General features: G+C 57.9%; 10 protein-coding genes and 1 other RNA gene. 9 read left to right on the forward strand and 2 right to left on the reverse strand.

The window, feature by feature from the left end:
• Positions 1-114: 114 nt before the first annotated feature.
• The 3 genes from HKD32_RS00510 to HKD32_RS00520 all read left to right on the forward strand — a co-directional run bounded on the left by HKD32_RS00510 (position 115) and on the right by HKD32_RS00520 (position 3,187).
• A complete protein-coding gene (locus HKD32_RS00510; protein WP_062019069.1) occupies positions 115-1,512 on the forward strand; it encodes a sugar porter family MFS transporter in 1,398 nt (465 codons plus the stop codon).
• A gap of 117 nt (positions 1,513-1,629) precedes the next feature.
• Entirely contained in the window at positions 1,630-2,649 is a 1,020-nt protein-coding gene (gene gap, locus HKD32_RS00515; protein ID WP_194257329.1) for a type I glyceraldehyde-3-phosphate dehydrogenase, read from the forward strand.
• Between the two features lie 73 nt (positions 2,650-2,722).
• Positions 2,723-3,187: a DUF3465 domain-containing protein gene (locus HKD32_RS00520; protein WP_194257330.1), complete on the forward strand. Its 465-nt coding sequence runs from the start codon at positions 2,723-2,725 to the stop codon at positions 3,185-3,187.
• 50 nt (positions 3,188-3,237) lie between these two features.
• On the opposite strand, the gene clpA is transcribed toward HKD32_RS00520, so the two are convergent.
• Together clpA and clpS are read right to left on the reverse strand one after the other, a co-directional pair.
• Positions 3,238-5,547: an ATP-dependent Clp protease ATP-binding subunit ClpA gene (clpA, locus tag HKD32_RS00525; protein WP_194257331.1), complete on the reverse strand. Its 2,310-nt coding sequence runs from the start codon at positions 5,545-5,547 to the stop codon at positions 3,238-3,240.
• Positions 5,548-5,673: 126 nt separating this feature from the next.
• Complete coding sequence (gene clpS, locus HKD32_RS00530) at positions 5,674-6,102, reverse strand: ATP-dependent Clp protease adapter ClpS (protein WP_010503767.1); 429 nt, start codon at positions 6,100-6,102, stop codon at positions 5,674-5,676.
• Between the two features lie 248 nt (positions 6,103-6,350).
• On the opposite strand from clpS, the gene HKD32_RS00535 reads away from it, so the two are divergent.
• From HKD32_RS00535 to HKD32_RS00560, 6 genes are all read left to right on the forward strand, one after another.
• Positions 6,351-7,406: a D-alanyl-D-alanine carboxypeptidase family protein gene (locus tag HKD32_RS00535; RefSeq protein WP_061932902.1), complete on the forward strand. Its 1,056-nt coding sequence runs from the start codon at positions 6,351-6,353 to the stop codon at positions 7,404-7,406.
• 86 nt (positions 7,407-7,492) lie between these two features.
• A complete protein-coding gene (gene map, locus HKD32_RS00540; RefSeq protein WP_061932900.1) occupies positions 7,493-8,296 on the forward strand; it encodes a type I methionyl aminopeptidase in 804 nt (267 codons plus the stop codon).
• Positions 8,293-10,092, forward strand: coding sequence for a gamma-glutamyltransferase (gene ggt, locus HKD32_RS00545; protein ID WP_061932898.1), 1,800 nt, complete (start codon positions 8,293-8,295; stop codon positions 10,090-10,092). The genes map and ggt overlap by 4 nt, the downstream gene beginning before the upstream one ends.
• Positions 10,093-10,137: 45 nt before the next feature.
• Positions 10,138-10,234, forward strand: an RNA gene (ffs, locus tag HKD32_RS00550) — signal recognition particle sRNA small type.
• A 100-nt stretch (positions 10,235-10,334) separates the two neighbouring features.
• Positions 10,335-12,332, forward strand: a complete 1,998-nt coding sequence (locus HKD32_RS00555; RefSeq protein ID WP_194257332.1) for a DNA polymerase III subunit gamma/tau — start codon at positions 10,335-10,337, stop codon at positions 12,330-12,332.
• Complete coding sequence (locus tag HKD32_RS00560) at positions 12,329-12,652, forward strand: YbaB/EbfC family nucleoid-associated protein (RefSeq protein WP_010500689.1); 324 nt, start codon at positions 12,329-12,331, stop codon at positions 12,650-12,652. Before HKD32_RS00555 ends, HKD32_RS00560 begins: the two co-directional genes overlap by 4 nt.
• Positions 12,653-12,680 lie beyond the last annotated feature (28 nt).

Raw genomic sequence — 12,680 nt, forward strand, 5'->3', positions numbered from 1 at the left:
AAAGAGAATGAAAAACGTTCTCTTTTATTTGATTTTACCTGAGATAATAACTCTAGAACATGAACAGTTAAAGGTTGTTCCCATAACGGGAACCTGAAGAAGAGGAACAAGGCAATGAGTGGCATCGACCTTTCGGCATCGCCGCCAGTGTCCCTGAATGGTAAAAGTGTTCTGACCGCAATTCTGGCTGCGGTCGCGGGGCTGATGTTCGGCCTCGATCTCGGTGTGATTTCAGGCGCCCTGAAATTCATCGGTCAGGAATTCAACGTGACGGATTTCGGCAAGGAATGCATCGTTTCGGCCATGATGGTCGGGGCAGCGCTGGGCGCAGTTTCTGGCGGCCGGCTCTCTTTCCTCTTCGGCCGCAAACGCTTGCTGCTGTCTTCCGCTTTCCTGTTCGTTCTGGGTTCGCTGCTCTGTGCGCTGGCCACGTCCGTCACGTTTCTCATCATCGGACGGATGGTGCTTGGCGTGTCTGTTGGTATCGCCAGCTTTACCGCTCCACTTTACATCTCCGAGATCGCCCATCAGCACTACCGCGGGTCTCTGATCTCGGTTTACCAGCTCATGATCACGGTCGGGATTTTCGTAGCGTTCATCTCCGATGCGCTGCTGGCGTATTCCGGTTCCTGGCGCTGGATGCTCGGAATCGTTGCCATTCCCGGCGTCGTGTTTTTGCTGGGTGTGCTTCTGCTGCCGGACAGCCCGCGCTGGCTGGTTCTGCGTGGGCGCAAGGACGAGGCCTTCACGGTCCTGCATCAGCTCCGTGGCCATGAAGGGGAAGCACGCTCGGAAATTGCAGACATCGAAGAGCAGCTTGCCCAGATCGAAGGTGGCTACGGTCTCTTCAAGGCCAATGCCAACTTCCGCCGTTCCGTGTTTCTCGGGGTTCTGCTTCAGACCATGCAGCAGTTCACGGGGATCATCGTGGTCATGTACTACGCCCCGCGCATCTTCGAAGTCGCAGGTTTCGGCGATAACGCAGCCATGTGGGGTACGGCGATTGTCGGACTGGTCAACGTGCTCTCCACGTTCATCGCCATCGGCTTCGTGGACAAATGGGGCCGCCGTCCGATGCTCATTGCCGGCTTCATTATCATGACGATCGGCATGTTTACGGTTGGCACGCTTCTCTATTTCGGAACGGGTGACAGCGAACTGGCCCGCTATGGTGCTGTCGTGATGCTGCTGGCCTTCATCGTGGGCTTTGCGTTCTCTGCCGGACCGCTGGTGTGGATCCTGTGTTCGGAAGTGCAGCCCATCAAGGGCCGTGACTTCGGTATTGCCTGCTCGACCTTCACCAACTGGCTTACGAATATGATCGTCGGTCTGACGTTCCTGACGCTTCTGAACACGATCGGCAATGCTCAGACCTTCTGGATGTATGCCGCTTTCAATGCGTTCTTCATCTACCTGACTCTGAAATTCGTGCCTGAAACGCGTGGTGTCAGCCTCGAACAGATCGAGCGGAACCTCATGGCTGGCAAGCCGCTCAACCGGATCGGCCTGTGAACCCCGGCTCTGACACCCTTTCTGGCAAGACTGTCCCGGCGCTCTCACGCCTGCCGGGACAAACCGCCGCCGTGGACTCGTCCCGGCAGCGGTTTCCCCTGACGGAGACCCAAGACAATGACAGTAAAGATCGCCATTAACGGTTTCGGCCGTATTGGCAGGTTGGCCCTTCGCAGCATCGTTGAAACAGGACGGCAGGACGTCACGCCGGTCGGAATCAATGGGCCTGGATCAGTCGAAGACAAGGTGCATATGCTGATTTATGACAGCGTGCATGGCCGGATGCCGGGTGAGGTGCAGCTTGAGGGCGACATGCTCACAATCACCCATAACGGCAGAATTTACGGTCCTATCCGTGTTTCTTCCGAGCGTGATCCTTCAAAGGTGCCGTTCAAGGGCGTGGATGTGGCTCTTGAATGTTCAGGTCTTTTTACGACGAAGGAAAAAGCAGGGCTTCTTCTGGATGCCGGTGCACGCAAGGTTCTGATTTCCGCGCCGGGAACGGATGTTGATGCCACCATTGTATATGGTGTGAATAATGACATGCTGAAGCCAGAAATGACGGTCATTTCCAACGCCTCCTGCACGACCAACTGCCTTGCTCCGCTTGTAAAAGTGCTGGACGACAATTTCGGCATCGAATGCGGCTACATGGTCACGATCCATTCCTATACCGGAGACCAGCAGATCGTGGACCGTCGTCACCGTGACCTCAGACGTGCGCGCTCCGCCGCCCTGAACATGGTTCCCACCTCGACTGGGGCCGCCAAGGCCATCGGACTGGTGCTGCCCCATCTGAAAGGTCGGCTGGATGGAACCTCCATCCGTGTTCCAACGCCGAATGTCTCACTGGTGTCGCTCGACTTCCTGTCCCGCAATCCGCCTGAGACACCAAAGGATGTGAACCGCGTCATGCAGGAAGCGGCCAAGGGGGTTCTGAAAGGGGTGCTGGCTTATAGCGATGCGCCTCTGGTCAGCAGCGATTTCAACCACTCGCCCGCGTCGTCCAATTTCGATGCAACACAGACGGCGATCATGGAATGCGGACGGATGGTGCGCGTCTGTGCCTGGTATGACAACGAATGGGGTTTCTCGAACCGCATGATCGATACGTCCGTCCTTTTTGGAACGATGTGAATCAGCCGGCTATTTGTTTCAGAGTATGGAACGGAGCATAAAAGCACTTTCCTGAACGGAGGGTGCTTTTTCCATGATGTCCCGTCTGAAACTTCCGGCGCTAATGGCCTGCCTTGGCGCGCCACTCGCAGCGTCTGCCCAGAGCGTGGCCTCCATGCCAGCGACTTGCGACAACGCAAAATTCCTGAATGACCAGCAGACCTTCGAACAACGCGGCGCCACCCGGACAGATCTTCCCGAACATATCTGTGGGCGTGTCATCGCTGTGGCCCAGCGTGCGCAAAGAACACGCAGCGGCTGGCATGGTTACTTTTACGTCGATGTCGGGCAGGGCGTTTCTATCCGGATCGTCTCCGGGCTGGATGAGATGAGCGCCCCTCAGTGGCCGTGGGTCCAGAAGGGCGACAATGTTGAAGTGCAGGGCCGCTATTATTACGACAGCCTGCGCAAACAGGGCATCGACTGGACGCATCATGGCACAAGCCGCAAATGGCCCTGGGCCGGGTATGTGACCGTCAACGGACATCGCTACGAATAAAAAAAGCCCCGGAGAATGATCCTCCGGGGCTTTCCCCCTGACGAGACGACTTAGTTCGTCGCTTCGTCTTTTTTCTCGGCATCTTCGTTCTTGAGCTCCGAGCCTTCGATGATCTCGAAGTCCAGTGCGTCGTTTTTCAAACCGATCTTCACAGCGCCACCCTTTGCCAGCCGGCCGAAGAGCAGTTCTTCCGCCAGAGGCTTCTTGATGTGCTCCTGAATGACGCGGCCCAGAGGGCGTGCGCCATACAGGCGATCGTAACCCTTCTCGGCCAGCCATTCCTTGGCGGCAGAGGAGATTTCGATCGTGACGTGACGGTCGGCCAGCTGAGCTTCGAGCTGGAGAATGAACTTCTCCACCACGCGACCCACAGTCTCCGGCGTCAGATTGGCAAACGGAATGACCGCATCCAGACGGTTCCGGAACTCAGGGGTGAAGGTGCGCTTGATCGCCTCTTCATCCTCGCCCGAACGGCTAGTGCGACCAAAGCCGATGGCTTCCTTGGACAGATCCGCCGCACCGGCATTCGTGGTCATGATGAGGATCACATTGCGGAAATCGACGGTCTTGCCGTTGTGATCTGTCAGACGACCATGATCCATGACCTGAAGCAGGACGTTGTAAAGGTCCGGATGGGCCTTTTCGATTTCGTCCAGCAGCAGGACGGCATGGGGATGCTGGTCAATCGCATCCGTCAGCAGTCCACCCTGATCAAACCCGACATAGCCCGGAGGCGCACCGATCAGACGGGAGATCGAATGGCGCTCCATGTATTCGGACATGTCGAACCGGATCAGTTCAATGCCCAGAGACGAAGCAAGCTGCTTGGCCACTTCCGTTTTGCCGACACCTGTGGGGCCGGAGAACAGGTAGTTGCCGATCGGCTTTTCCATATCGCGCAGACCGGCGCGGGACAGCTTGATCGCGGCGGCAAGCGCATCAATCGCCTTGTCCTGACCGAACACCATGTTCCGCAGATCCCGCTCCAGATGGCGCAGGGTCTCCCGGTCATCTGCCGTGACAGCCTTAGGCGGAATACGCGCAATCTTGGCGATGGCGTCTTCCACGTCTTTCAGCGTGACGGTCTTGCGGCGCTTGTTCTCGGGAACCAGCATCCGGGCCGCGCCGACCTCATCAATCACGTCGATGGCCTTGTCCGGCAGCTTGCGGTCATGCACGTAACGGGCTGCCAGTTCGACGGCGCCACGCAGGGCCTCGTCGGTGTAGCGAACCTTATGGTGCTTCTCGTAGCTGCCCTTCAGGCCCCGCAGGATCTTGATGGCATCCTCAATGGATGGTTCCGGCACGTCGATCTTCTGGAAGCGTCGTACCAGAGCACGGTCCTTCTCGAAGTGCTGACGGAACTCCTTGTACGTCGTGGACCCGATGCAGCGCAGCGTGCCAGCCGCCAGAGCCGGTTTCAGAAGGTTGGACGCATCCATTGCCCCGCCCGACGTTGCACCCGCACCAATGACGGTGTGGATTTCGTCGATGAACAGGATTGCACCCGGCGTCTGGTCAAGTTCCGTCACAACGGCCTTGAGGCGTTCCTCAAAGTCACCGCGATAGCGCGTACCAGCCAGAAGCGAACCCATGTCGAGGGAGAAAATCGTGCTGTCCTGCAGGACTTCAGGTACGTCCTTCTCAACGATGCGCTTGGCCAGACCTTCTGCAATAGCCGTCTTGCCCACACCCGGATCACCCACATAAAGCGGGTTGTTCTTCGTGCGGCGGCAGAGGATCTGGATCGTGCGTTCGATTTCCTGATCGCGACCAATCAGCGGATCGATCCGTCCTTCACGGGCGCGATCGTTCAGATTGACGCAATAGGTCGCCAGTGCACCGTCCTTGGCCGTTTCCTTGCGCTCTTCGCGCTCGGACGTGTCCTTGGACGCAGTTGCAGGTTTGCGGCCCGCACCCCGGTCCGGAGCTTTGGCAATTCCATGAGAAATGAAGTTCACGGCGTCGAGTCGTGTCATGTCCTGCAATTGCAGGAAGTACACGGCATGGCTTTCACGCTCGGCAAAGAGCGCAACCAGCACGTTCGCGCCCGTGACTTCGTCGCGGCCTGTGCTCTGCACATGAATGGCCGCACGCTGGATCACGCGCTGGAAAGCCGCCGTTGGTTTGGGTTCTGTCGGGCGATCTGACGCTAGCCCCGCCAGATCCTTGTCCAGGAAATCGGTCAGGTCGGAGCGCAGCTTCTCAAGGTCGATTCCGCAGGCGCGGAAAACCGTCAGTGCGTCGGCATCTTCTGTCAGAGCCAGCAGCAGATGTTCGAGGGTGGCATATTCATGACGCCGATCCCCCGCGAATGTCAGGGCGCGGTGGAGCGTCTGTTCGAGCGTACGGGACAGCATAGGGTGGCGCTCCTCTCGACCTCTCGTGGAAGAGGTATCTTGTCGTGGTGCAACACGTAACGCCAGTCAGAAACGCAGGATCGAACAAGAAATTGTCCGGTGCCTGCATTCCTTAGGGCAGGAAAGTCAGTCTTTTTCGATCGTACACTGAAGCGGATGCTGGTTCTGGCGTGCCAGATCCATAACCTGAGCCACCTTGCTTTCCGCAACCTCGTAGGTAAAGACGCCGCAGACGCCGACCCCTCGCTGATGCACCTGCAACATGACGGCTGTCGCTTCTTCCCGGTTCATGGAGAAAAAGCGCTCCAGCACATGCACGACGAACTCCATTGGCGTGTAGTCGTCATTCAGCATCAGTACCTTGTACATGGACGGCTTGCGCGTCCGTGTCCGAGGACGAACGACAACGCTGAGTCCCAGATCTTCGTCATCGGGAAGGCGTGGCCCCGTAGGTTCTTTGGGGTCCGACGGTCCTGGCCCCATCACGGTCGATCCGTACATGGATTCGGCTTGCAGACTGGCGGTAGCGGGTGAAAGAAAATCGTAAGAAGACATGACTGGTATGATATGGGACGCTTCCCCCGACTTGAGAAGGGGGTAAGAAGCAGTACATTTCGTGAATATTGCCATGTTCCTGACATGATCTGGTCGGCTTTGCGTCATGCTTACGAAAAATTAAGCAAACTCCCGCAAACCCTGTGGACGGGCGCTTTTTGTTGCGCCTAATGTAATGGGATTACAGGCCGTTCCAAAGCGGTCTGACTGTCCCCGGCGATAATGTTCTGTTCAGAGGCTGCCATAGAATGCGTTCTCCTTTCCGCAAGGCCCTCCTGTTATGTGCACTGACGGCAGTAGGTATGGGGTCCGCCCGCGCGCAATATGCCGGGCATGTTTCCAGCTTCGTGATGGATGCCCGAACCGGAGCCGTCCTCTCGCAGTCCGATGCGGAGTTGCAGCGCTATCCGGCGTCTCTGACCAAGCTCATGACGCTGTATCTCACTTTCCGCGCCCTTGAAGCGCACCAGATTACGCTGGATCAGGAAGTTCCGGTCTCCATTCATGCTTCCATGCAGGCGCCTTCGAAGCTGGGGCTTGTACCGGGAACACGTCTGACGGTTGAGCAGGGCATTCTTGCTCTGGTTACGAAATCCGCCAATGACGCCGCCTGCGCTCTGGGTGAGTTTCTGGGCGGTGGTGACGAAGTGCGCTTCGCCCAGCTCATGACACAGCAGGCCCGCGCTCTGGGCATGACGAACACGACGTTCCGCAATGCGTCCGGTCTGCCAGATCCGGATCAGGTGACAACGGCGCATGATCTTGCCCTTCTGGCACAGCATCTGATCAATGATTTCCCGCAGTATTATCACTATTTCGGCGTACCTTCCTTCTACTTCCATCGTCATCTGGTGCCGAACCATGATCCGATGCTGAAGATCTATGCAGGCGCTGACGGGATGAAGACAGGCTACACGGATGCGGCTGGCCATAATCTCGTGACGTCCGCCATTCGTGGGAATGTCCGCCTGATTGGTGTGGTGCTGGGGTCGTCGTCCAATGGGCGCCGCTCTATGGAAATGGCGTCCATTCTGGATGATGCCTTCGCTTCTGAAGGTGTGGCACCGCAGCCGCTGATGCATCCGGTCGCACCACGGACGATGATGATTGCTTCTGCCCGTCATGGTGGTCGCTTCGCGCATAGCCGCACGCTGGTTGCATCCAATCGTCCGATGGAGGTGGCGGATGCCCCGACAGGGCCTCGCCGCTTCGGTCGTATTACCCGGCGGGGAGCATCGGTCCGTATGGTCAGTGCGCATCATGTCGCGACCCATCACAAGGCGGGTCGTCACCCGCGAGGCTGAAAAACTCGTCTCCCTGCCTTGCGGTCAAGGCAGGACAGTCGCATTTTGTCCCGACCTGTAGAAAGATTAAGGATCGGGCGGCAGACATGGGTGATAATTCGCGTGGGATTGTTCTTTACGACAGTGAAGACTTCAAACATCTGAGAAAAGTCGGGCAACTGGCTTCAGAAACGCTGGATATGATCACGGAGTATGTTCAGCCGGGTGTCACGACGGAAGAACTGAACCGGATTATTCATGAGTTTACCCTGGCTCATGGCGCGATCCCGGCTCCCCTGAACTACCATGGCTTCCCGAAAGCCTGCTGCATTTCCATCAACCATGTGGTCTGTCACGGTATTCCGGGGGACAAAAAGCTTTCCAACGGCGATATCGTCAATATCGATGTGACGTCCATTCTGGATGGCTGGTACGGCGACAATTCCCGCATGTACATCGTCGGAAAAGCCCCGAAGAAAGCCGAGAAGCTGGTTGAAGTGACCTATGAGTCCCTGATGCTGGGGATTGAGCAGGTCAAGCCGGGCAATACACTTGGCGATGTCGGCCATGCGATTCAGGTTCATGCTGAAAAGAACCGCTTCTCCATCGTGCGTGATTTCTGCGGGCATGGCATCGGGCGAGACTTTCACGCCGCTCCGAACGTCCTGCATTATGGAAAGCCGGGGCAGGGCGTGAAGCTGGTGCCGGGAATGGTCTTCACGATCGAACCGATGCTCAATATCGGCAAGCCCGAGGTCAAAGTACTGGATGATGGCTGGACAGCCGTTACGCGTGACCGCACACTCTCCGCTCAGTTTGAGCATATGGTTGGGGTGACGGAAGACGGCTGCGAAATCTTCACCCTCTCCCCGAAAGGTTACAACAAGCCCCCTTACGGAGCTGGCGCATGAAAAAAATCTTTGCCCTGATTGTTGCAGGTCTGACAGGGGGCACAGCGCTGGCTGCTCCCGCAACGACTACTCTGAGTTCTGCTCACGATCCGCTGGCTTTCGGTCCGGATCATATGTCTCCGGGCGTGCTGGCCTCAGGCAAGCACGGCATGGTGGTCTCAGCGCAGCATCTTGCATCGGAAGCCGGGGCGCAGATTCTTGCACAGGGCGGTAACGCCATCGATGCGGCTGTTGCCGTAGGTTATGCGCTGGCAGTTGTCTATCCGGCTGCGGGTAATATTGGCGGCGGCGGTTTCATGACCATTCGCCTGAAATCCGGTCAGACGGTTTTCGTGGATTTCCGCGAACATGCGCCGGGTGCCGCAACCGCCACAATGTATCAGGATGCTTCCGGCAAGGTTATTCCGGGTCTGTCCACGGAAGGCTGGAAAGCCGTTGCGGTTCCGGGGACGGTGGCTGGACTAGATACGATCCTGCAAAAATGGGGGCATCTGTCGCGTGAGAAGGTCATGGCGCCTGCTATTGCTCTGGCACGCGATGGCTTCATTCTGAATGAAGGGGACGTGCAGCTTCTGAACACGTCCACGAAGTATTTCCGTCAGGACCCGTATGCGCGTCCGATTTTTCTGCGTCCGGATGGGTCGTCTTTTGAACCGGGTGACCGACTGGTTCAGAAAAACCTCGCCAATTCGCTGGAACTGGTCGCCAAGAATGGGCCGAAGGCTTTCTATGACGGGCCGATTTCCGCTGAGATCGTACGCGCCAGTAAAGAAGGCGGTGGTCTTCTGGAAGCCGCTGACTTCACAAACTACCATATTCGTTTCATGGACCCGATCCGCTGCACCTATCGGGGCTACACGATCGATACAGCCCCTCCGCCCAGTGGTGGTGGTGTAGCGCTCTGCGAAATCCTGAACATTCTGTCTGGCTATGACATGCACGCGCTGGGCCTGCACACGGCGGCGTCTGCGCAGCGTGAAATTGAAGCCATGCGTCATGCCTATTCAGACCGGCGTGACCTTGGTGATCCGGCTTTCGTCAGAAATCCGATCGAACACCTGAACGATCCCGCTTACGCCGCGCAGGTGCGGGCTGGTATTCCGCTGGATCATGCGCTGCCTTCCAACACGCTGCGTGCAGGCGAAGCACTCCCGGTCAAGGCCGCAGAAGCCGCGCCGGATACGCAGGAAAAGCATGAGACGACCCAGTTCTCTGTTCTGGACAAAAGCGGTATGGCGGTTTCGGCCACTTATACCCTCAATGGCTGGTTCGGCTCGGGTGTGATGGGTGGCAACACCGGCATCTGGCTCAATGACGAAATGGATGATTTCTCGTCCAAGCCGGGTGCACCGAACATGTTCGGAATTGTTGGCTCCGAAGCCAATGCCATTGCTCCGGGCAAGACACCGCTGTCCTCCATGTCTCCGTCGATTGTCTCGAAGGACGGCAAGGTTATTATGGTGATTGGCAGCCCCGGTGGCTCCCGTATCCCGACGATTACGCTCTCCGCCATTCTGGGCGTGCTCGATTACGGCCTGGATATCCGACAGGCTGTGGATCTGCCTCGAATCCACGAACAGTGGGAGCCGTCTGCTGTAGAACTGGAGCCGGGTGCCCTGACGGATGATGTGATGAATGCGCTGAAATCCGAAGGATACGCGCTCTCCCTGCATCGCCCATGGGGTGTGGCTGAAGGCATTCTGGCAGATCGTCCGAGCCTGTCTGCTCACAAAACGGGCCTGATCTACGGTGCTGCTGATCCGCGTCATGCGGGTGGTGAAGCCGCGGGTGAATGATAGGGGGTTGTCAGACACCCCCATCTCCGTGTTAGGAGAGCGCCGGGAGGTCGGCTTTGGACGGATACCTTGCCAACCCGGTCAGGTCCGGAAGGAAGCAGCCGCAGTGAGTTTTATCCGGGTTAAATGTCCGGCCTCCTATCAAGTACAGCCTGCGGGCGCGGCAGATTTTCTGTTCTGCGCCCCGGCACAAGGCCGACAGAGAGCGGTCTTCACATCCCGCTCTGACGGTTTCCAGTTTCATGACTGACGATAACGACGATCTTCCCCTGCCGCCTGAAAACGGTGGTGGCTTTTTCGGTGATGCGCCTGCGGAGCCCGTTCCGGTTCCTGCGCTCCCGGAAAACAACACGCCCTATCGTGTTCTTGCCCGAAAATATCGGCCTCAGACTTTTGAAGATCTGATTGGTCAGGACTCGCTGGTCCGTATCCTGCGGCGCGCGTTCGAACTGAAGCGTGTGGCGCATGCCTTCATGCTGACGGGCGTGCGCGGTGTGGGTAAGACCACGACAGCCCGTATCATCGCACGTGCCCTGAATTGTGTTGGGCCTGACGGGAAGGGTGGTCCGACGGCTGAACCCTGTGGCGTTTGCGCGAACTGCACCGCCATTCTTGCGGATCGGCACCCGGACGTTCTGGAAATGGACGCGGCCTCCCGCACCGGCGTGGATGACGTGCGTGAGATCATTGAGGCCACGCGCTTCCGCCCGATGCAGGCGCGCATGAAAGTCTTCATCATCGATGAAGTGCACATGCTGTCCCGCAATGCGTTCAATGCGCTTCTGAAAACGCTTGAAGAACCACCGCCGCAGGTTACCTTCATTTTCGCGACGACAGAACTGCGGAAGGTGCCGGTCACGGTCCTGTCCCGCTGTCAGCGCTTTGATCTGCGCCGTGTGCCGCAATCTTTGCTGATCGAACATTTTGGCCGCATTGCGCAGAAGGAAGGCGCAAGCCTTTCTGACGACGCGCTGGCCCTGATTGCCCGCGCTGCTGATGGGTCTGTTCGTGACGGCCTTTCGTTGCTGGATCAGGCGATTGCCCAGGGTGCCAGCGATGCGGATGCTGTGTCAGACATGCTTGGGCTGGCGGATCGCGGATTGGTCTTTGACCTGCTCGAAGCTCTTATGGCTGGTAAAGCGGCAACGGCTCTGGACCTGACGGATCAGGCTTATGCAAGAGGCGCTGATCTGGGCGTTCTTTTGGCTGATCTGCTGGATCTTCTGCATCTCGTGTCCCGCCTCAAGGCTATGCCACCCCTGCGAGAAGGCCGGGATCTGCCGGAAGCGGAGCGGACGCGGGGTGGCATGCTTGCCGATCGTTTGTCCACGAGTGTTCTGGGGCGTGCGTGGCAAATCCTGCTCAAAGGCGTTGGGGAGGTTGAGGCCGCGCCTGACCGACGGCAGGCGGCGGAAATGGTTCTGGTCCGTTTGTGCCATGCCAGCCTGCTGCCGACGCCGGACCGTCTGATCCGCCAGTTGACGGAAGGCGGTGTCGACCTTTCGCTTCCGTCTGGTCCGTCTGGTCCGTCTGGTCCGTCTGGTCCGTCTGGTCCGTCTGGTGGTTCTACGAACGTCGGATCTTCAGCCGGCAGCGTAAATATTCAGGCTCATGCCTCGCAGCAGCTTTCCGCGTCTACGGATCAGGGCGGCCCGAGAGCGCATGTTCGTCTGGTTGCCAATGGTGGCGAGATCATTGAGCCGGGTTACGCGGAAGCAGAGTCCGAACCGGCCCCTGAGCCAGAGCCCCTGACGCCTCCGCGCACATGGCGCGAAATGGTGGCCCTGACATGGGACAAGGTTCCCCAGCTTCATGGAACGCTTCGCAATGCGGTGCATCTCGTGCGGTTCTCCCCGCCAGATGTTCAGATTCGCCTTGAAGATGCCCAGACCAAAGCCGACAGGCTTCTCCAAAGTTTTCTGGAAGAGCATTTTCCCGGTCAGTGGCGCATCAGCCTCTCAACTGCCGAGGGCGAACCAACGCTTGACGAGCAGGGAGCCGAGGTTGTGCAGCTCAATCGGGCTGCGGTTGAAGCTCATCCACTGGTCAAAGCCATTCTCGAAGCTTTCCCCGGTGCGAAAATTGGCGATGTGCAGGATCATTCTCTTGATGAATACGGTCTGCCACCCGAAATAACCGCACCATTGACGGAGGATTCTCCTCCCGACCTGGAATTCGCGCCTCTCGACGCCGATTTCCTTGATGAAGACGATCTACTGAAAGACCAGGAGCCGTTATGAAGAACCTTGCCGGACTGATGAAGCAGGCCAGCCAGATGCAGTCCAAGATGGAAGAAGCCCAGAAAAATCTGGCCAATCTGACGGTGGATGGCTCGGCGGGTGCAGGTCTCGTGACGCTTCAGCTTACGGGAAAGGGCGAAATGCGCAGCCTGAAAATCGATCCGAAGCTGGCTGATCCGAACGAAATGGAAATGCTTCAGGATCTGATCGTTGCTGCTTATACGGATGCCAAGAACAAGGCAGAAGCAGCCAGTTCTGCGGCCATGCGCGATGTGACAGGTGGTCTGGACCTGCCCCCTGGCCTGAAGCTGCCGTTCTGATCCTTTTTCCCGCGGACGTGACGCCATG

The organism is Gluconobacter japonicus (assembly GCF_015244665.1).
Taxonomy (GTDB): Bacteria; Pseudomonadota; Alphaproteobacteria; order Acetobacterales; family Acetobacteraceae; genus Gluconobacter; species Gluconobacter japonicus.

Bases quoted from the DNA above. Each gene is read 5' to 3' on its own strand.
- HKD32_RS00510 (WP_062019069.1), top strand. From the start codon at position 115: ATGAGTGGCATCGACCTTTCGGCATCGCCGCCAGTGTCCCTGAATGGT.
- gap (WP_194257329.1), top strand. From the start codon at position 1,630: ATGACAGTAAAGATCGCCATTAACGGTTTCGGCCGTATTGGCAGGTTG.
- HKD32_RS00520 (WP_194257330.1), top strand. From the start codon at position 2,723: ATGATGTCCCGTCTGAAACTTCCGGCGCTAATGGCCTGCCTTGGCGCG.
- clpA (WP_194257331.1), bottom strand. From the start codon at position 5,547: ATGCTGTCCCGTACGCTCGAACAGACGCTCCACCGCGCCCTGACATTC.
- clpS (WP_010503767.1), bottom strand. From the start codon at position 6,102: ATGTCTTCTTACGATTTTCTTTCACCCGCTACCGCCAGTCTGCAAGCC.
- HKD32_RS00535 (WP_061932902.1), top strand. From the start codon at position 6,351: ATGCGTTCTCCTTTCCGCAAGGCCCTCCTGTTATGTGCACTGACGGCA.
- map (WP_061932900.1), top strand. From the start codon at position 7,493: ATGGGTGATAATTCGCGTGGGATTGTTCTTTACGACAGTGAAGACTTC.
- ggt (WP_061932898.1), top strand. From the start codon at position 8,293: ATGAAAAAAATCTTTGCCCTGATTGTTGCAGGTCTGACAGGGGGCACA.
- HKD32_RS00555 (WP_194257332.1), top strand. From the start codon at position 10,335: ATGACTGACGATAACGACGATCTTCCCCTGCCGCCTGAAAACGGTGGT.
- HKD32_RS00560 (WP_010500689.1), top strand. From the start codon at position 12,329: ATGAAGAACCTTGCCGGACTGATGAAGCAGGCCAGCCAGATGCAGTCC.